Origin of the sequence: Pseudomonas sp. TH31, from assembly GCF_016650815.1 — a bacterium.
Lineage (GTDB): Bacteria > Pseudomonadota > Gammaproteobacteria > Pseudomonadales > Pseudomonadaceae > Aquipseudomonas.
On record NZ_JAEKEZ010000023.1, the window covers coordinates 243,532 to 261,828 of the forward strand.

The 18,297-nt window shown below is 58.3% G+C and carries 18 protein-coding genes and 2 pseudogenes; 13 read left to right on the forward strand and 7 right to left on the reverse strand.

Features of this window, described 5'->3' with window-relative positions:
- Positions 1-50: 50 nt before the first annotated feature.
- Entirely contained in the window at positions 51-527 is a 477-nt protein-coding gene (locus tag JFV26_RS17275) for an FxsA family protein (RefSeq protein WP_201194213.1), read from the reverse strand.
- Positions 528-593: 66 nt separating this feature from the next.
- Positions 594-1,325, reverse strand: coding sequence for a HugZ family pyridoxamine 5'-phosphate oxidase (locus tag JFV26_RS17280; RefSeq protein WP_201194215.1), 732 nt, complete (start codon positions 1,323-1,325; stop codon positions 594-596).
- 166 nt (positions 1,326-1,491) lie between these two features.
- Here JFV26_RS17280 and JFV26_RS17285 point away from each other — a divergent pair, with 166 nt between their 5' ends.
- Positions 1,492-2,250, forward strand: a complete 759-nt coding sequence (locus JFV26_RS17285; RefSeq protein ID WP_201194217.1) for an SDR family oxidoreductase — start codon at positions 1,492-1,494, stop codon at positions 2,248-2,250.
- Positions 2,251-2,365: 115 nt separating this feature from the next.
- On the opposite strand, the gene apbC is transcribed toward JFV26_RS17285, so the two are convergent.
- Entirely contained in the window at positions 2,366-3,460 is a 1,095-nt protein-coding gene (apbC, locus tag JFV26_RS17290; protein ID WP_201194219.1) for an iron-sulfur cluster carrier protein ApbC, read from the reverse strand.
- A gap of 243 nt (positions 3,461-3,703) precedes the next feature.
- On the opposite strand from apbC, the gene metG reads away from it, so the two are divergent.
- The 8 genes and pseudogenes from metG (at position 3,704) to JFV26_RS17330 (ending at position 10,868) form a co-directional block, all read left to right on the forward strand.
- The gene (gene metG, locus JFV26_RS17295; protein WP_201194222.1) at positions 3,704-5,755 is read left to right on the forward strand and encodes a methionine--tRNA ligase; all 2,052 of its coding nucleotides are present in this window, start codon (positions 3,704-3,706) and stop codon (positions 5,753-5,755) included.
- Between the two features lie 230 nt (positions 5,756-5,985).
- Positions 5,986-6,555 (forward strand): electron transport complex protein RnfA, encoded by a 570-nt coding sequence (locus JFV26_RS17300; protein WP_201194224.1) that lies wholly within the window; start codon positions 5,986-5,988, stop codon positions 6,553-6,555.
- Positions 6,552-7,762, forward strand: a pseudogene (rsxB, locus tag JFV26_RS17305) (electron transport complex subunit RsxB). Before JFV26_RS17300 ends, rsxB begins: the two are co-directional and overlap by 4 nt.
- Complete coding sequence (locus JFV26_RS17310) at positions 7,749-8,741, forward strand: RnfABCDGE type electron transport complex subunit D (protein ID WP_201194226.1); 993 nt, start codon at positions 7,749-7,751, stop codon at positions 8,739-8,741. Before rsxB ends, JFV26_RS17310 begins: the two are co-directional and overlap by 14 nt.
- Positions 8,738-9,347, forward strand: a pseudogene (locus tag JFV26_RS17315) (RnfABCDGE type electron transport complex subunit G). Before JFV26_RS17310 ends, JFV26_RS17315 begins: the two are co-directional and overlap by 4 nt.
- Positions 9,340-9,918 carry an Rnf-Nqr domain containing protein gene (locus JFV26_RS17320; RefSeq protein ID WP_201194228.1) on the forward strand — a complete coding sequence of 193 codons (579 nt, stop codon included), beginning with the start codon at positions 9,340-9,342 and terminating at the stop codon, positions 9,916-9,918. Before JFV26_RS17315 ends, JFV26_RS17320 begins: the two are co-directional and overlap by 8 nt.
- A gap of 25 nt (positions 9,919-9,943) precedes the next feature.
- Positions 9,944-10,582: an endonuclease III gene (gene nth / locus JFV26_RS17325; RefSeq protein ID WP_201194229.1), complete on the forward strand. Its 639-nt coding sequence runs from the start codon at positions 9,944-9,946 to the stop codon at positions 10,580-10,582.
- Between the two features lie 106 nt (positions 10,583-10,688).
- On the forward strand, positions 10,689-10,868 hold the full coding sequence (locus tag JFV26_RS17330) for a PA3496 family putative envelope integrity protein (protein ID WP_007898493.1): 180 nt from the start codon (positions 10,689-10,691) through the stop codon (positions 10,866-10,868).
- A 43-nt stretch (positions 10,869-10,911) separates the two neighbouring features.
- Here JFV26_RS17330 and JFV26_RS17335 read toward each other — a convergent pair whose 3' ends face one another.
- The 3 genes from JFV26_RS17335 to JFV26_RS17345 form a co-directional block, all read right to left on the reverse strand.
- Entirely contained in the window at positions 10,912-11,538 is a 627-nt protein-coding gene (locus JFV26_RS17335; protein ID WP_201194230.1) for a response regulator transcription factor, read from the reverse strand.
- A gap of 888 nt (positions 11,539-12,426) precedes the next feature.
- The gene (locus JFV26_RS17340; RefSeq protein WP_201194231.1) at positions 12,427-13,644 is read right to left on the reverse strand and encodes an argininosuccinate synthase; all 1,218 of its coding nucleotides are present in this window, start codon (positions 13,642-13,644) and stop codon (positions 12,427-12,429) included.
- 129 nt (positions 13,645-13,773) lie between these two features.
- Positions 13,774-14,682 (reverse strand): OmpA family protein, encoded by a 909-nt coding sequence (locus tag JFV26_RS17345; protein ID WP_201194232.1) that lies wholly within the window; start codon positions 14,680-14,682, stop codon positions 13,774-13,776.
- A 157-nt stretch (positions 14,683-14,839) separates the two neighbouring features.
- Here JFV26_RS17345 and pyrC point away from each other — a divergent pair, with 157 nt between their 5' ends.
- Both pyrC and rnt read left to right on the forward strand, forming a co-directional pair.
- Positions 14,840-15,886: a dihydroorotase gene (pyrC, locus tag JFV26_RS17350; RefSeq protein WP_201194233.1), complete on the forward strand. Its 1,047-nt coding sequence runs from the start codon at positions 14,840-14,842 to the stop codon at positions 15,884-15,886.
- Positions 15,883-16,560 (forward strand): ribonuclease T, encoded by a 678-nt coding sequence (gene rnt, locus JFV26_RS17355; protein WP_201194234.1) that lies wholly within the window; start codon positions 15,883-15,885, stop codon positions 16,558-16,560. Before pyrC ends, rnt begins: the two co-directional genes overlap by 4 nt.
- Before the next feature lie 76 nt (positions 16,561-16,636).
- Here the strand turns inward: rnt and JFV26_RS17360 are convergent, their stop codons facing one another.
- Positions 16,637-17,239 carry a peroxiredoxin gene (locus JFV26_RS17360; protein ID WP_201194235.1) on the reverse strand — a complete coding sequence of 201 codons (603 nt, stop codon included), beginning with the start codon at positions 17,237-17,239 and terminating at the stop codon, positions 16,637-16,639.
- A gap of 317 nt (positions 17,240-17,556) precedes the next feature.
- On the opposite strand from JFV26_RS17360, the gene JFV26_RS17365 reads away from it, so the two are divergent.
- Positions 17,557-17,775, forward strand: a complete 219-nt coding sequence (locus JFV26_RS17365; RefSeq protein ID WP_201194236.1) for a bacterioferritin-associated ferredoxin — start codon at positions 17,557-17,559, stop codon at positions 17,773-17,775.
- 199 nt (positions 17,776-17,974) lie between these two features.
- The coding region (gene bfr / locus JFV26_RS17370) for a bacterioferritin (protein ID WP_201194237.1) at positions 17,975-18,297 on the forward strand (323 nt) is incomplete at its 3' end.

The window sequence follows — 18,297 nt, forward strand, 5'->3', positions numbered from 1 at the left end:
TTGCCCGCAAACGAACACGGCACCCGAAGGTGCCGTGTGGCTGAAACGCTTTACTTGGGATCGCGGTGTTCGAACTCGCCTTCGATCACGTTGGGCTCGCGGCCCAGCGGTTGACGCGGAGCAGGACCGCCCCGTGGTTGAAGGTCGTCGGCGAATGCACGCTGACGGATCGCCTGTTCTTCGGCGCGCTGACGCATCTTGTTCGCCACCAGACGGCGAGACAACGGCAGCAACATGATCAAGCCCAGCACGTCAGTGACGAAGCCCGGCAGGATCAACAAGCCGCCAGCCAGGGCCAGCATCAAGCCTTCAAGCATGGTCTGGGCCGGCAGTTCGCCGCGGTTCAGGCTTTCACGAGCCCGCAGTGCAGTAGCCAGACCGGCGATACGCAGCACGAACACGCCGAGCATCGAGCCGAGAATGATCAGCAGCAGGGCCGGGAAAAACCCGATCGCCCCGCTGACCTTGACGAATACGAACAGCTCCAACACCGGAAACAGTACAAAGAGCAATAAAAAAGGGCGCATCAAATGGTTCCTCAACGCAAGAATGCCTTGCCAGTGTTCCCTAGATGACGTCGCCGATTCGTGAATTCAAGCGTCGGCCACTTCATTTTTTGGCCAATGCTCGGCGTGAGCCAGGAAAACCAAGGCTTCGCGCACTTGTGTCGGCGTATTACAAGGCGCTTGAAACGGTAGCCAGTACAGCCCCTGACCGATGCGCAAGTGCATACCTTCGGTGTCGATGCCAGCCAGTTGCGCCGGGGCTGTCGTCGGCAAACCGGCGAGTTCGACATAGTGGGCGATAGCTTTGGTGTGGTCGGCATTCATGTGCTCGACCATGCTCACTTCGGCCTTGCCGGCGAACGGGTTGGCCAGGGTCAATTGATCGACCCAATGAATCGCGCCGAAACCGCCGATGTAGCGGTGACGGACCGGCTTGAGCACCCAGAAATCAAAATCGTGGGCCTTGTGGTAACTCTGCGACTCCGGGAAATAGCGGTAGTAACGCTCGGCTGCGGCTTCGATGGCAGTTTCATCCTCAAGCTTTTCAGCTTCGGCGAGGTACGTCAGGCGACCAACTGCTTGCGCATCTTCAGCCCCTCGCTCGCCGACAAAGAGTGAGCATTTCGGATCTTTTTGCAGGTTGTGGGTGTGCTGGGCGATGCGGCTGATCAGGATCAGCGGCCGGCCCTGCTCGTCCAGGCAGTACGGGACCACCGAGCCAAACGGAAAACCGGGCATGGCCTTGGAGTGTGTGGAAAGCACTCCGCGGTATTCCTTGAGAAGCAATTCTCGGGCATTCTTCGCCGCTTCAACGCTCAATTTATGACTCCTTATATAGAATCCGTCGAAAAAACGGACAGGTGCCTGGGGATAAGTTCCAGGACGCCATCGGGGCAGTTCTCATGTGCAACCAGGCCACATCAGGTGCAGATCGAGAGGCCCTCTAGAAGGAAACCACTCTCTGACCTGCTCTTGGGGCATGCGAATGCAACTCACTGACAAAGTAATCATTATCACTGGCGGTTGCCAGGGTTTAGGCCGTTCGATGGCCGAGTATTTAGCCGGCAAGGGCGCGAAGCTGGCGCTGGTCGATCTGAACCAGGAAAAGCTCGACGACAGCGTCGCAGCCTGCAAGGCCAAAGGCGTCGAAGCTCGCGCCTATCTGTGCAACGTCGCCAATGAAGAGCAAGTGACGCACATGGTCGCCCAGGTGGCCGAAGATTTCGGCGCGATCCATGGCCTGATCAACAACGCAGGGATCTTGCGCGATGGCCTGTTGCTCAAGGTCAAGGACGGCGAAATGACCAGGATGAGCCTGGCCCAGTGGCAGGCCGTGATCGACGTCAACCTGACCGGCGTGTTCCTGTGCACTCGTGAAGTCGCGGCAAAAATGGTCGAGCTGAAAAACAGCGGCGCGATCATCAATATCTCGTCGATTTCCCGTGCCGGCAACGTGGGCCAGACCAACTACTCCGCCGCCAAGGCTGGCGTGGCCGCGGCCACCGTGACCTGGGCCAAGGAACTGGCGCGCTACGGCATTCGTGTGGCGGGCATTGCGCCGGGCTTCATTGAAACCGAGATGACCCTGGGCATGAAGCCTGAGGCGCTGGAGAAAATGACCGCCGGGATTCCGCTCAAGCGCATGGGCAAGCCGGAAGAGATCGCCCATTCGGCGGCGTACATTTTCGAGAACGACTACTACACCGGTCGGATTCTGGAAATGGATGGCGGGTTGCGCATCTAAAGCAAGATCAAGAGATCGCAGCCTCGTTTCACTCGACAGCTCCTACAGGGAATACGAACCCCCTGTAGGAGCTGTCGAGTGAAACGAGGCTGCGATCTTTAACAAACGACGCTGATCAATCGTCGCTGATGGTGATCGTCGGCATCGCCGGTGTTGCCGCTTCCTGCAACACAATCCGCGCGCCGACATGGCGGGCCAGTTCCTGGTACACCATCGCAATCGGACTGTCGGGCTCGGCGATCACCGTTGGCTTGCCGCCATCGGCCTGTTCGCGGATGGCCATCGCCAGCGGCAACGAGGCCAGTAGTTCGACGCCGTACTGGGTGGCCAGTTTCACACCACCGCCCTCACCGAACAGATGCTCGGCATGCCCGCAATTGGAGCAGATGTGCACGGCCATGTTTTCCACGACGCCCAGCACCGGAATGTTGACCTTGCGGAACATTTCCACGCCCTTGCGCGCGTCCAGCAGCGCCAGGTCCTGCGGCGTAGTGACAATGACAGCACCGGCCACCGGGACTTTTTGCGCCAGGGTCAGTTGGATGTCGCCGGTGCCTGGCGGCATGTCGATGACCAGGTAATCCAGATCGCCCCACGCGGTTTGTGTCACCAGTTGCAGCAAGGCGCCAGAAACCATCGGACCACGCCAGACCATCGGCGTGTTGTCGTCGGTCAGGAACGCCATGGACATCACTTCAACGCCATGGGACTCGATCGGAATGAACCACTTCTGGTCCTTGACCTTTGGTCGGGTGCCTTCGGGGATACCGAACATGATGCCCTGGCTCGGGCCGTAGATGTCGGCGTCGAGAATCCCGACTTTGGCGCCTTCACGGGCCAGCGCCAAAGCCAGGTTGGCGGCGGTGGTGGACTTGCCCACGCCACCCTTGCCGGACGCCACGGCGACCACGTTCTTGACGCTGGCCAGGCCAGGGATCTGTGCCTGGGCCTTGTGCGCGGCGATCACGCTGGTGATCTCGACGCGAGCGGTCGTCACGCCGTCCAGCCCTTCAATGGCCATTTGCAGCAATTGCGCCCAGCCACTTTTGAACAGACCGGCGGCGTAACCGAGTTCGAGCTGGACGCTGACGCGATCGCCCTGAATGTCGATATTGCGCACACACCCGGCGCTGACCGGGTCCTGGTTCAGGTAGGGGTCGGTGTATTGGCGAAGGACGGCTTCCACCGCTGCGCGATTGACGGCGCTCATGGGCAACTCCGATAGCAAGACTGGAAAATCAGGCGGGTATCGTACCTGTTCTGATCGTTTGGCGGGGTGCTGAAAAGATCGCAGCCTTCGGCAGCGCCCACAGGCGCGTAGGAGCTGCCGAAGGCTGCGATCTTTTAACGGCACCACCCATTCAATCATCGGAGGAAACAGCCTCACAAGGTGAAAAATATGCGCCAGCGCTTTATAGTGGCCGACCTCCGTTTCATCAAGTAGCCGAGCCCCATGTCCGAGCCACGCAAGATCCTCGTCACCAGCGCCCTGCCCTATGCCAATGGTTCGATCCATCTTGGCCACATGCTGGAATATATCCAGACCGACATGTGGGTGCGCTTCCAGAAGCACCGCGGCAATCAATGCATTTATGTCTGCGCCGACGACGCTCACGGCTCCGCCATCATGCTGCGCGCGGAAAAGGAAGGCATCACCCCGGAACAACTGATCGCCAATGTCCAGGCTGAACACAGCGCCGACTTTGCCGAGTTCTTGGTGGACTTCGACAACTTCCACTCCACTCACGCCGAAGAAAACCGTGAGCTGTCGAGCCAGATCTACCTGAAGCTGCGCGATGCCGGGTACATTGCCCAGCGCTCGATCACTCAGTATTTCGACCCGGAAAAGAAAATGTTCCTGGCCGACCGCTTTATCAAGGGCACCTGCCCGAAATGCGGCACTGAAGACCAGTACGGCGACAACTGCGAAAAATGCGGTGCGACCTACGCACCGACCGACCTGAAGGATCCGAAGTCGGCGATCTCCGGCGCCACCCCGGTGCTCAAGGATTCCCAGCACTTCTTCTTCAAACTGCCGGACTTCCAGGAAATGCTCCAGGCCTGGACCCGCAGCGGCACCCTGCAAGACGCCGTGGCGAACAAGATCGCCGAATGGCTGGATGCCGGCCTGCAACAGTGGGACATCTCCCGCGACGCGCCGTACTTCGGTTTCGAGATTCCCGGCGAGCCGGGCAAGTACTTCTACGTCTGGCTGGACGCGCCAATCGGCTACATGGCCAGCTTCAAGAACCTTTGCGCCCGCCGTCCGGACCTGGACTTCGATGCGTTCTGGGCCAAGGATTCCACCGCAGAGCTGTACCACTTCATCGGCAAGGACATCGTCAACTTCCACGCACTGTTCTGGCCAGCCATGCTCGCAGGCGCCGGCTACCGCAAGCCGACCGGCATCAATGTGCACGGCTACCTGACCGTCAACGGGCAGAAAATGTCCAAGTCCCGCGGCACCTTCGTCAAGGCCAGGACTTACCTGGACCATCTGTCGCCGGAGTACCTGCGCTACTACTACGCGGCCAAGCTGGGCCGTGGCGTCGACGACCTGGACCTGAACCTCGAAGACTTCGTGCAGAAGGTCAACTCCGACCTGGTGGGCAAAGTCGTCAACATCGCCAGCCGTTGCGCCGGGTTCATCCAGAAAGGCAACGCCGGTGTGCTGGTGGCGGGTAACGCCGCGCCGGAACTGACCGACGCGTTCCTGGCTGCTGCGCCAAGCATCGCCGACGCCTACGAGGCCCGTGACTTCGCCCGCGCCATGCGCGAGATCATGGGCCTGGCCGACCGCGCCAACGCCTGGATCGCCGACAAGGCGCCGTGGTCGCTGAACAAACAGGAAGGCAAGCACGACGAAGTCCAGGCCATCTGCGCCCTGGGCATCAACTTGTTCCGCCAACTGGTGATCTTCCTCAAACCGGTGCTGCCACTGCTGGCTGCCGACGCCGAGGCGTTCCTGAACGTCGCGCCGTTGACCTGGAACGATCACGCCACCCTGCTCAGCAATCATCAGCTGAACGAGTTCAAACCGTTGATGACTCGCATCGACCCGGTAAAAGTGCAAGCCATGACCGACGCCTCGAAAGAAGACCTGACCGCCAGCGCAACCGATACCGGCGAAACTGCACCGGCCGGCAACGGCGAACTGGTCAAGGAACCTCTGTCGCCGGAAATCGAGTTCGATGCGTTTGCCGCGGTGGACCTGCGCGTTGCACTGATCCTCAAGGCCGAAGCCGTGGAAGGCGCCGACAAACTGTTGCGCCTGACCCTGGACATCGGTGATGAGCAACGCAACGTACTCTCCGGGATCAAGAGCGCTTACCCGGACCCAGCCAAGCTTGAAGGTCGCCTGACCATGATGATCGCCAACCTCAAGCCGCGCAAAATGAAGTTCGGGATCTCCGAAGGCATGGTGATGGCAGCCGGCCCTGGCGGTGAAGAAATCTACCTGTTGAGCCCGGACAGCGGCGCCAAGCCGGGTCAGCGCATCAAGTAAGGTTACATGCGCCAAGCCGATCCCACAGTCGTGCCTGGCATGACTGTGGGATTTTCATGTCTGGCCCATAATTACTCTCATGTCTTGCCTCAATTTGTAGGAGCTGCCGCAGGCTGCGATCTTTTGATCTTGCCTTTGATCTTGAAAAGGCAGGATCAAAAGATCGCAGCCTGCGGCAGCTCCTACCCGGTTAATCAGCAGCCTGCAACAACGTGTGAATACGGACGATCATGACCGAACTGCTCCTTACGCTTATCAGCGCTGCCCTGATCAACAACCTCGTGTTGCACTGGTCGCTGGGCGTCGATCCGCTGCTGAGTGGCGAGCGCGACAAGGTCCACGCGCTGGGTATTTCGACGACCTGCCTGATGCTGATCGTCGGCGTATTGAGTTACTCGGCTTACCATTGGCTGCTGGTGCCGCTGCAACTGACGCCTCTGCGCCTTTTCGTGTTCCTGCCGCTGAGCGTTTTGCTGATCGCGCCGTTACTGAAGTTGCTCTCCAGAATATTCCCAAAGCTTACGTTCGATGGCCTCTGGCCCCTGCTGCTGGGCAACGCTGGCGTGCTCGGGCTGACCTTGCTCAACGCCCAAGACGACAAGGGATTGCTTCACGCCAGCGTCCTGAGTCTCGGCGCCGGACTGGGTTTCTGGCTGGTGCTGAGCCTGTTCAGCGACTTGTGCCAGCGCACACGTGATAACGATGTGCCCCTGCCCTTTCGTGGCTTGCCGATCCAGTTGATCGGTGCCGGACTGATCGCAGTGGCCTTTCTCGGATTCAGTGGACTGATCAAAACATGAGTCTGATTCAACGCATCGACGCCCTCCTGCCCCAGACCCAGTGCGGCAAGTGCGGCCATCCCGGATGCAAGCCCTACGCCGAAGGCATTGCCAGCGGCGAGTCGATCAACAAGTGCCCGCCGGGCGGCAGCGAAACCATCGCCGCGCTGGCCGAACTGCTGAAAGTGCCGGTGTTGGAACTGGACATCAGTCGCGGCTCGGCACCGGCGCAGATTGCCTACATCCGCGAGGCCGAATGCATCGGCTGCACCAAGTGCATACAAGCCTGCCCGGTGGATGCGATTGTCGGCGCGGCGAAGTTGATGCATACCGTCATCGTCGATGAATGCACCGGTTGTGACCTGTGCGTGGCGCCGTGCCCGGTGGACTGCATCGAAATGCGCCCACTGCCGCTGGCCACAGTGCTGCCGATTGTCGGTGGCCTGGCGTTCAGTCTTGAAGAGCAACAGGCTCGAGCCACCAAGCGCAATCGTGCGCGGCGTCGCTTCGAACAGCGCAACGCCCGATTGCAACGCGAAGAGCAACAGAAAATCGCCGAGCGTCAGGCCCGGGCCCAACGCACCACGCAACCCGGCGAAGTGACCCTCAATCCAGTGCAGTCGGCCCTTGAACGAGTTCGCGCGCAGAACGCGGCGACGGCTGACGCGGCGTTGAAAAAGGCCAGGATCGACGTGGCGATGAGTCGGGCGCAGTTGAACAAATCGCTCAAGGCTTTCGGGCATCCGCCGACCTTCGAGCAGCAGTCGCAACTGATCGTCCTGCAACAACAATTCGAAGCCGCCGAACAGGCTCTGACGCAACTGGAAAGCGCCGCGCCAGTGGCCCCGGCACCTGTTGCGCCGGCGAAAGACGCGGAGCTGAAACGGGCAAAAATCCAGCTGGCCATGCGCCGCGCAGAACTGAAAAAGCACAAACCAGCGATGCGTCGGCTGAACAAGTCGAGCGACTTGAGCAAGCCCTCAAGGACGCCGAACACAACCTGCACACGGCCGAAGCAACAAGTGAGCAACCTTTGCCTGACCTGACGCGCGTCGAAAAACGCCCCATCGACAGCCAGCTTCGACAGCTGAAAACCGAATTGGCCTACGCCCGTGCCGACGTCAGCAAACTGGAACGACGCGCCGACACTCCCGCCGGGCAGATGGACAAGGCTCGTGCCCGACTTCAGGAAGCCGAACGTCTGGTGGAGGCTTATGTCGCCCCTTGAATCGGTGGACGAACGCCTTCAGCAGGCCATGAAGCTGGTGCTGCTGGCCACCCTGCCAGGGCTGCTGATGTTGTTTTGGCTGTACGGCTGGGGCGTGTTGATCAATCTGATTCTGACGGTGGTGACTGCGCTGGCAGTAGAGGCTGGCGTGCTGAAGTTGCGCCAGCGCGCCCTCACGCCAACGTTGAGCGACGGCAGCGCCCTGGTCACGGCGACGCTGCTGGCGCTGGCCTTGCCGCCTTATTGCCCGTGGTGGCTGACCGTCAGTGCGGCCGCCGCCGCGTTGCTGTTCGGTAAACACCTGTATGGCGGCGTCGGCAGGAACCCATTCAACCCGGCCATGCTCGGTTTTGCGCTGGTGCTGGTGACCTTTCCCCAACCGATGACGCACTGGCCGTCGTCCCATGGCATGGACCTGCTCGGTGGTCTTTCCCAGGCCTTCGGTTTCAGCTTCAGCCAGACGCCGGATGCCTGGGCCCAGGCCACGGCGCTGGACAGCTTGCGCATCAATAAAAGCCTGACCATGGATGAGCTGTTCGCCGGCAACGCCGCATTCGGTCACTTCGGCGGCTACGGCGTGGAATGGGTGAATCTGGCATTTCTGGCCGGCGGCGCCTTTCTGCTGCAACGGCGAGTGTTCAGTTGGCATGCGCCTGTGGGCATGCTCGCCAGCCTGTTCGTTATCAGCCTGCTGTGCTGGAACGGTTCGGGCTCCGACTCCCATGGCTCGCCGCTGTTTCATCTATTGACCGGCGCGAGCATGCTGGGCGCATTCTTTATCGTGACGGAACCGGTGTCAGGCGCCAAAAGCCCCGGTGCCCGACTGCTGTTCGGCGTGGGCGCGGGACTGCTGACCTACTTGATCCGAACCTGGGGCGGCTACCCGGACGGCGTGGCATTTGCCGTGCTGCTGATGAACCTCTGTGTGCCGGCGCTGGAGCGATTTGTCGCCGCCCGGCAAGAGCGAGCGGCATCATGAACCGAGCGATCAGCATTGTGACGCTGGTGTTGTTGGCCGGACTGGGGATGGCGGCGACTTATCTTGTGCAGCACACCAGTGCGGCGCGGATTGCCACTGAACAGCGCCTGATCGACAGCCGCACGCTGCTGGACATGCTACCCCGGGCAGCTACGACAATCAGCCGCTGGACCAACCACTGGCCCTGGAAAACGTCCCGTTGACCAATAGCACGCTGCTGGGGGTTACCTGGCGACCCACGCCGGCCAACCCGGCGCCGTGTTGCTGCGTAGCCAGACTTCGGGGTACACCAGCACCATCGAGTTGCTGATCGCCATCGACGCCAACGGCAAGCTACTGGGGGTCAAGACCCTCAAGCAAGCCGAAACACCGGGCCTGGGCGGCCGACTCGCCGACTGGCCAAATGCCTGGCTGCAGATCTTTACCGGCAAGTCGCGCACCGACCCCGCCGACAATGGCTGGGCGCTGAAAAAGGATCAGGGGCAATTCGATCAAATGGCCGGGGCGACCACGACCTCAAGGGCGGTGATCAACACGGTCCATGATGCGTTGCGCTACTTTGATGAGCATCGGCAACAATTGGTGGGGGGCGACGCCCATGAATAAGGTATCGGTGCAGAACTCGCTGATGCTGGCGCCACTGATCGGTGCCACCGGTTCCTTGATGTCCGCCTTAGGCCTGTGCGTGACGTTCGTGGTGGTGATTGCTGCCTATGACGTGGGGATGGGGCCGTTGCGCGCCCGACTCGTCCCGTCGGCACGCTTGGGCGCCGGCGTCCTGCTCGCGGCGACGCTGACCAGTTGTGCTGAACTCGCCGGACAATCCTGGTCGCTACAATGGCAGCAGCATCTGGGGATATATGCCGGGTTGATCGCGCTGCAATGCATGGTACTGGAAAACAATGGTTTCTTTCAGAACCCGTGGCGTGATCGTGTGCACCTGTGCGCTCTGTTCAGTGCCTTGATGGTGAGCCTGGGCCTGTTGCGCGAGTTCATCGCAAGCGGCACCCTCGGTGCTCATCTATCCTGGCTGGCCGGCGCAACAGACTGGCCCGGCCTGGTTCTGACCGCTGATGGAGGCTTGCGCCTGGCCACCCTCGCCCCTGGCGGGTTCATTCTGCTGGGGTTATTGATCGCCGCAAAGCAGGCTTGGCATCGTCCGACGCCCTCAAATTGACCGCTTTCGAGGAAACGCATCACCCATGAATGCCACAAAACGTTATGAAATCTTCCGCAGGCTTCACGAAGACAACCCGGAACCGAAGACCGAACTGGCGTACTCCTCAGCGTTCGAACTGCTGATCGCGGTGATTCTGTCGGCGCAGTCCACCGATGTCGGCGTCAACAAGGCCACGGCAAAACTGTATCCAGTGGCCAATACCCCGGCAGCCATCCATGCCTTGGGGGTCGAAGGGCTGTCGCAATACATCAAGACCATAGGCCTGTTCAACAGCAAGGCCAAGAACGTGATTGAAACGTGCCGCTTGCTGGTAGAGCGCCATGGCGGCGAAGTCCCGCAAACCCGTGAGGAGCTGGAAGCGTTGCCAGGCGTTGGCCGCAAGACTGCCAACGTGGTGCTGAACACGGCATTTCGTCAGTTGACCATGGCCGTGGACACTCATATTTTCCGGGTCAGCAACCGTACCGGGATTGCGCCAGGCAAGAATGTGGTCGAGGTGGAGAAGAAGCTGATGAAGTTCGTACCCAAGGAATTTCTGCTCGATTCCCACCACTGGCTGATCCTCCATGGACGCTACGTTTGCCTGGCCCGCAAGCCCCGTTGCGGCAGCTGCCGGATCGAGGATTTGTGCGAATACAAGCAAAAGACCTCGGACGATTGAGGCGCTATTAGATTTATTGATTTATCGATTGAAAAAATCTTTTTTACCCGCCGGGAGAATGTCGATATAAGGAGCGCCAAAGGCAGTCTTAGCCTGGAGTAACAAAATGAGCACTGGCAAAGAGCAATTGGACGTAGAAGACGACTTCACCCCCGTTGAGGCCGATGACGCTGAACCGGTGGTTGAAGTGGCGAAGACCAACCTGAGCAAGCGCCGCACCATCGACAATCTGCTGGAGGAGCGCCGACTGCAAAAGCAATTGGCCGATTACGATTTTGATCTATGACACCTGAAAGCCTCCCGAAACGGAGGCTTTTTACTATGTACCGTCATACCAGGCCATTGCGCTGGGCCAGTTCGATCAGATCCACCAGCGAACGGGCATTGAGCTTTAGCAATAACCGGGTCTTGTAAGTACTGACCGTTTTGTTGCTGAGGAACATTCCATCGGCGATCTCCTTGTTTGTTTTCCCCCGAGCCAGTTGCTGCAACACCATCATTTCCCGCCCCGACAAACGATCCACCATATCGGCCTCACTGGCATTGCCCAGGCTGGACCGAACCGTATGCAAGGCTTGATTAGGGAAGTAGCTGTAACCCGACAATACAGCTTTGATAGCACTGAGCAATTCAGTGAGATCCTGTTGTTTGCAAACATAACCGGCAGCCCCCGATTGCATGCAGCGCATTGAAAAATGCCCCGGCGCCTGGGAAGTCAGCACCAATACTTTCAACGGCGACGTCACGGAGGTCAGACGCGCGATGACTTCCAGCCCATCCAGTTTCGGTATGCCAATATCCAGAATGACAATGTCCGGCATAAGTTCGCGAGCAAGTTGCAATGCATCCACACCATTGTCTGTTTCTGCGATGACTTCGTAGCCATGGCGTTCCAATAGCAAACGCACCGCAAGACGAATGACGGGGTGATCATCCACGATCAGCACTTTATTCATGGGCAAGTCCAATTTTCGCTGTTCGAATTTTCAGAGCCCGCACAATATCCTAGTCGTTTCACCCGTGGGATGCCGCCTCTCCCGAGCTTCCCTACAGAGAGACATTCCCTACAAGCAATACGGATAAGTCCTACAAAAAAGCCGTGGACATAAGGCGTTTTAAAACCTCCAGCTTGAAGAGCGCACAGCTTTCTGCCGCCTTTTTTTGTATCCGGTTACAACCAACGCTTCGCGAAAACCCCGGACTCACAACTAACCAAGCACCCAGTACTCAATGCCCCGCGCTTAAACCCACGTGATATTTCCAACATTAAAACAAAACAGGGACAATAAAAATTTTTGACACAAGAAGAACCGATACTCTACAACCACGAACACTGCAGTAACCCTATACAACTCCAGAAGTAACACTTCAAAAAAAGCATTAGCAAACACTCAGACAACCCACCTTCAGCCACCTTTGCCCACAAGAAAAAAGATGTCACCCATGAGAAAAAACATGAACAAATCAAAAAAATAATTTCGAACCCCATGACAATTCTCGCTATATTCTCAGCATTTTCTGAAACATCGACAGCCGTTTCACAGCCCTTCCCTGGTCAGACAGAGAAACGACGAAAGGAAGGTGCGCTCAAGTTTTCAAGGCACAAGAATAAAATCCCCGGGAAAGTCTTTTAGATTGTTTACAACTTGAATTCACAGGACGTGACAACGCGGGATGAAACTTGAAGAGCGGCAGAATGCACTCTGGATTTAATGATCAGGAAGATAAGGGACGGGATAGAAACGAGACAAGCGCTGACAAGATAATGCTGGAAGAACAACCCTTTTTTGAGCCGTGGCCCTGTCGACGACAGGGCCACAACCTCAATAACCGCTACACAGGTCTCAGAACAGCTTGCGACCCTTGTTGGCGGCAATTCGCATGCGCAAGGCGTTGAGCTTGATGAAGCCCGCCGCGTCGGCCTGATTGTAGGCACCGCCGTCTTCTTCGAAGGTCGCGATGTTGGCGTCGAACAAGGATTCGTCGGAATTGCGGCCAGTGACGATCACGTTGCCCTTGTACAGCTTCAGGCGCACGACGCCGTTCACGTGGGCCTGGGATGCATCGATCATCTGTTGCAGCATCAGACGCTCAGGGCTCCACCAGTAACCGGTGTAGATCAGACTGGCGTATTTAGGCATCAGCTCGTCTTTGAGGTGAGCCACTTCGCGGTCCAGGGTGATCGATTCGATCGCCCGGTGAGCGCGCAGCATGATGGTACCGCCCGGGGTTTCGTAGCAGCCACGGGACTTCATGCCCACGTAGCGGTTTTCGACGATGTCCAGACGGCCGATGCCGTGTTCGCCACCGATACGGTTCAGGGTCGCCAGCACGGTGGCCGGGGTCATTTCGACGCCGTCCAGTGCGACGATGTCGCCGTTGCGGTAGGTCAGTTCCAGGTACTGCGCTTTATCTGGAGCGTTCTCCGGGGAGACGGTCCATTTCCACATGTCTTCTTCGTGCTCGGTCCAGGTGTCTTCCAGCACGCCGCCTTCATAGGAGATGTGCAGCAGGTTGGCATCCATCGAGTACGGGGATTTTTTCTTGCCGTGGCGCTCGATCGGGATGTTGTGCTTTTCAGCATAATCCATCAGCTTTTCACGGGAGAGCAGGTCCCACTCGCGCCAAGGAGCGATCACTTTCACACCTGGCTTGAGGGCGTAGGCACCGAGTTCAAAACGAACCTGGTCGTTGCCCTTGCCGGTCGCGCCATGGGAAATGGCATCTGCACCGGTTTCGTTGGCGATTTCGATCAGGCGTTTGGCGATCAACGGACGAGCGATGGAGGTACCCAGCAGGTACTCGCCCTCGTAAACGGTGTTGGCACGGAACATCGGGAACACAAAATCACGCACGAATTCTTCGCGCAGATCGTCGATGTAGATTTCTTTTACGCCCATGGCCTGAGCCTTGGCGCGGGCCGGTTCGACCTCTTCGCCCTGACCCAGGTCAGCGGTGAAGGTCACTACTTCACAGTTATAAGTATCCTGCAGCCACTTGAGGATCACCGAAGTGTCCAGGCCGCCGGAATACGCCAGAACGACCTTGTTTACGTCCGCCATGCCATCACTCCACGGGGTTCTACGGAAAGCCGAGAAGTCTACCGCTCATACGGAATAATTTACAGTGGCGCGACAGCTTATGACGACGAAGCGACAGATTATGTCGAGCGAGCGACGATTACAGCAGGTTCAGGAGATTGCCGCAGCGCCTGCGGAAGCGGTGGCCGCAGGTGCCGGTTTCTCGATGGGCGCAACGCGCTCCAGGCGCACGGCCACCCGACGATTCCTGGCCCGATTGGCCGCATTGGTGTTCGGCGCCAAAGGATAGCGCTCTCCGTGGAAACGCAGGGTGATCTGCGACTCCTGAATGCCATTGGCCTTGAAGAAGTCCATCACCGCCAGTGCCCGGCGGCGTGATAGCTCACGGTTGGTCAGACGATTACCGCTGTTGTCGGAATGACCGTCAAGCTCGATGTGATTAACCGTTGGGTCGGCTTTCATGAATTCCAGCATGACCTGCAACTTGGCCTTGGCCTGGGGATCCAGATCGACGCCTTCACCGGGGAAACCGACTTCGGACTGCTTCACCTGTTCGAAATTCTGCGGCAACAGCTTGGCCACACACCCCTGGTAATCATTGAAGGCCTTGCTGAACCTGACCGGCAGCAGACGCACTTCAGACACTCGGCCATCACCCGAGGAATGGCGAATGACCGGGCTGCGACCGTCCATCAAACCGCTGATCAGGCGCCCGGCCTGAACCTGCGAACTGTTGAACAGCACGTTGCCGCTGCCGATGTTCACCGAGCCCAGGTTGATGTCCCCACGCCCCGGTTGCCACGGCGCGGCGGCCGCCAGCAACGTCGCGGAACCGCCACCAATCATCGAGTTGTAGGCTTTGAGACGAAAGACCGCCTGCTCGCCGGCACGACGCACGAACTCACCGGAACCGAAGTCGGTGATCGGCTGGCTCAGGCGGCATTCGAACTTGTCACCTTCGACCGTCCACTCAATGTTCTCCAGACGGGTCTGGAAAGTGAGCGCCATCGCGGGAAGGCTGGCAAACACACTGAGCAAGGCTAAATAACGCTGGCGCACGGGAGGCTCCACTGGCTTCTACAACAAAAAGACCGACACATACGTTTACGGCATACCTATTGAATATCGGAAGCTTGCTGCAAAACTTGATAGCGAGTGCCTGCATGAGTCTTTTCCGGTAGCATTCCCCTCAGTTTGACCCGCCTGGAATCCCCTCATGTCCGACCGCCTGACCCTGCTGCGTCCTGACGACTGGCATATTCATCTTCGCGATGGTGCTGTTTTGTCCAATACCGTTGCGGATGTCGCGCGCACCTTTGGTCGCGCCATCATCATGCCCAACCTGGTACCTCCGGTGCGCAACGCCGCTGAAGCCGACAGCTATCGCCAGCGGATTCTCGCTGCACGGCCGGCCGGCAGTCGTTTCGAACCGCTGATGGTGCTCTACCTGACCGACCGTACCCAGCCCGAAGAAATTCGTGAGGCCAAGGCCAGCGGTTTCGTTCACGCCGCCAAGCTGTACCCGGCCGGCGCCACCACCAACTCGGATTCTGGTGTCACCAGCATCGACAAGATTTTCCCGGCGATCGAGGCCATGGCCGAAGTCGGGATGCCATTGTTGATTCACGGTGAAGTCACCCGTGGCGATGTCGACGTGTTCGATCGCGAAAAGATCTTTATCGATGAGCACATGCGTCGTGTGGTCGAGCGTTTCCCGACGCTCAAAGTGGTGTTCGAACACATCACCACCGCTGACGCAGTGCAGTTCGTCAACGCAGCCTCGGCCAACGTTGGCGCGACCATCACCGCTCATCACCTGTTGTACAACCGCAACCACATGTTGGTGGGCGGGATTCGGCCGCATTTCTACTGCCTGCCGATTCTCAAGCGCAACACTCACCAGGAAGCCCTGCTCGACGCCGCTACCAGCGGCAGCGAGAAGTTCTTCCTCGGCACCGACTCGGCACCACATGCCCAGCATGCCAAAGAAGCCGCTTGCGGCTGTGCCGGTTGCTACACCGCTTATGCTGCAATCGAGATGTATGCCGAAGCCTTCGAACAGCGCAATGCGCTGGACAAGCTCGAAGCCTTCGCCAGCCTCAACGGCCCGCGGTTCTATGGCCTGCCGGTGAATACAGATCGCATCACCCTGGTCCGCGATGAGTGGACCGCCCCAACCAGCCTGCCATTTGGCGAGCTGACCGTAATCCCGCTGCGCGCCGGTGAAAAACTGCGCTGGCGCCTGCTGGAGGAACACGCGTGAGTGAAGACCATTTCGACGACGAACAGGACGGTCAAGGCGGCGGAGGCGGTCCTCGTCATCCAATGGCGGCCCGATTCCGTGGTTACCTGCCGGTTGTCGTCGACGTAGAAACCGGTGGTTTCAACTCGGCCACCGATGCCCTGCTGGAAATCGCGGCGACCACCATCGCCATGGACGAAAAGGGCTTTGTGTATCCCGATCACACCTACTTCTTTCGTGTAGAGCCGTTTGAAGGCGCGAACATCGAAGCGGCCGCCCTGGAATTCACCGGGATCAAGCTCGATCACCCGCTGCGCATGGCGGTGAGCGAAGAAACCGCGCTGACCGATATCTTCCGGGGCATCCGCAAGGCCCTGAAAGCCAACGCTTGCAAACGGGCGATTCTGGTCGGGCACAACAGCAGCTTCGATCTGGGCTTCCTCAACGCCGCTGTCGCGCGCCTGGACATGAAACGTAACCCGTTTCATCCATTCTCCAGCTTCGACACCGCAACCCTCGCCGGCCTGGCGTATGGCCAGACTGTACTGGCCAAGGCCTGTCAGGCTGCCGATATCGACTTTGACGGTCGCGAGGCCCACTCGGCTCGCTACGACACCGAGAAGACGGCCGAGCTGTTCTGCGGCATCGTCAATCGCTGGAAACAAATGGGCGGCTGGGAAGACTTCAACGACTGATACGGTCGAAGGGGTTTATCCCGCCCACAAAAAAACCGGCCTTGGCGGCCGGTTTTTTTATGCCTGACGCCTGGGCTTACAGCGCCGCAGCGTGCTCGGTCAGGTAAGCCGCAACACCTTCGGTGGAAGCGGTCATGCCTTTGTCGCCTTTTTTCCAGTTGGCAGGGCAAACTTCGCCGTGCGCTTCGTGGAATTGCAGAGCCTCGACCACACGGATCAACTCTTCGATGTTACGGCCCAGCGGCAGGTCGTTGATGATCTGCGAACGGACAACGCCTTTGTCGTCGATCAGGAACGCACCACGGAATGCCACGCCGTCAGCGGACTGAACGTCGTAGGCCTTCATGATTTCCTGCTTGATGTCGGCAGCCATGGTGTAGCGAACCTGGCCGATACCGCCATTGTTCACCGGGGTGTTGCGCCATGCGTTGTGAGTGAAGTGCGAGTCGATCGACACCGCGACCACTTCCACGTTGAGCTCTGCGAAGTCAGCCATGCGGTTGTCCAGCGCGATCAGCTCGGATGGGCAAACGAAGGTGAAGTCCAGTGGGTAGAAGAACACCAGGCCGTATTTGCCTTTGATGGCCGACGACAGGGTGAAGCTGTCTACGATTTCGCCATTGCCGAGTACGGCCGGTACGGTGAAGTCAGGGGCTTGTTTGCCTACGAGTACGCTCATTGGATATCTCCTGGTCAAAATAACGTGAAGCACTGGGTCCGCGTCAGCTTGCCACCCTCAAGCGACATCCCTGTGACACGAACCTGCTTCGCAAGGACCGAACATCATACACGGCGTATTTGAGCTGTCCTTAACGGTTTTTGACTGGCGGGTTGATTCGCCCTCGCCACGCTTACTGGCGGATTGCCCAGCCGGCACACCGTTCGTCAGTCACGCACGCATATAATGCAACGCTTTCAGAAACCACTTTGACAATCATTCTCGTTAACATTAAGATCCATCGCAATTGAGTCACAACCAGCGACGGTTCTCACTTTATGTATGTCTGCCTCTGCACTGGCGTCACCGACGGTCAAATCCGCGATGCAATCTATGAAGGTTGCTGCAGCTATAAAGAAGTCCGTCAGGCCACCGGCGTAGCCAGTCAATGCGGTAAATGCGCCTGCCTCGCCAAGGAAGTGGTGCGTGAAACCCTGACCCAGCTGCAAACGGCCCAGGCCGCGATCCCATTTCCTGTTGAATTTACTGCCGCATAATTACCGTATTTCAAAGAACCGGACTGATGTCCGGTTTTTTTATGCCTGAAAATCAACCGGTTAGGTACTAGACGCGGAACACAAACATTCTTATTCCGATTAATTTTCATATAAGTTTCAATAACTTAGGTTTGACACTCTTAATTACGCGGCTCAAACTCCGCCTTTATAGACAGTTAATAAAGGGCAGGACCCCATTATGAAAGGCGACATTACAGTCATCCAGCATCTCAACAAGATCCTTGCCAATGAGCTGGTCGCGATCAATCAATACTTTTTGCATGCACGCATGTACGAAGATTGGGGTCTGAACAAGCTCGGCAAGCATGAGTACAAAGAATCCATCGACGAGATGAAGCACGCCGACAAGCTGATCAAGCGAATTCTGTTCCTTGAAGGCCTGCCGAACGTCCAGGACCTGGGCAAGCTGCACATCGGCGAGCACACCAAGGAAATGCTTGAGTGCGACCTGCGTATCGAACGCACTGGTCATGCGGATCTCAAGGTCGCGATCGCGCATTG

Coding starts and splice junctions, on each gene's coding strand:
- JFV26_RS17300 (WP_201194224.1), top strand. CDS start 5,986: ATGACCGAACTGCTCCTTACGCTTATCAGCGCTGCCCTGATCAACAAC.
- JFV26_RS17360 (WP_201194235.1), bottom strand. CDS start 17,239: ATGAGCGTACTCGTAGGCAAACAAGCCCCTGACTTCACCGTACCGGCC.
- JFV26_RS17340 (WP_201194231.1), bottom strand. CDS start 13,644: ATGGCGGACGTAAACAAGGTCGTTCTGGCGTATTCCGGCGGCCTGGAC.
- JFV26_RS17365 (WP_201194236.1), top strand. CDS start 17,557: ATGTATGTCTGCCTCTGCACTGGCGTCACCGACGGTCAAATCCGCGAT.
- JFV26_RS17285 (WP_201194217.1), top strand. CDS start 1,492: ATGCAACTCACTGACAAAGTAATCATTATCACTGGCGGTTGCCAGGGT.
- JFV26_RS17335 (WP_201194230.1), bottom strand. CDS start 11,538: ATGAATAAAGTGCTGATCGTGGATGATCACCCCGTCATTCGTCTTGCG.
- apbC (WP_201194219.1), bottom strand. CDS start 3,460: ATGAGCGCCGTCAATCGCGCAGCGGTGGAAGCCGTCCTTCGCCAATAC.
- JFV26_RS17320 (WP_201194228.1), top strand. CDS start 9,340: ATGAATAAGGTATCGGTGCAGAACTCGCTGATGCTGGCGCCACTGATC.
- pyrC (WP_201194233.1), top strand. CDS start 14,840: ATGTCCGACCGCCTGACCCTGCTGCGTCCTGACGACTGGCATATTCAT.
- JFV26_RS17310 (WP_201194226.1), top strand. CDS start 7,749: ATGTCGCCCCTTGAATCGGTGGACGAACGCCTTCAGCAGGCCATGAAG.
- nth (WP_201194229.1), top strand. CDS start 9,944: ATGAATGCCACAAAACGTTATGAAATCTTCCGCAGGCTTCACGAAGAC.
- metG (WP_201194222.1), top strand. CDS start 3,704: ATGTCCGAGCCACGCAAGATCCTCGTCACCAGCGCCCTGCCCTATGCC.
- JFV26_RS17275 (WP_201194213.1), bottom strand. CDS start 527: ATGCGCCCTTTTTTATTGCTCTTTGTACTGTTTCCGGTGTTGGAGCTG.
- JFV26_RS17330 (WP_007898493.1), top strand. CDS start 10,689: ATGAGCACTGGCAAAGAGCAATTGGACGTAGAAGACGACTTCACCCCC.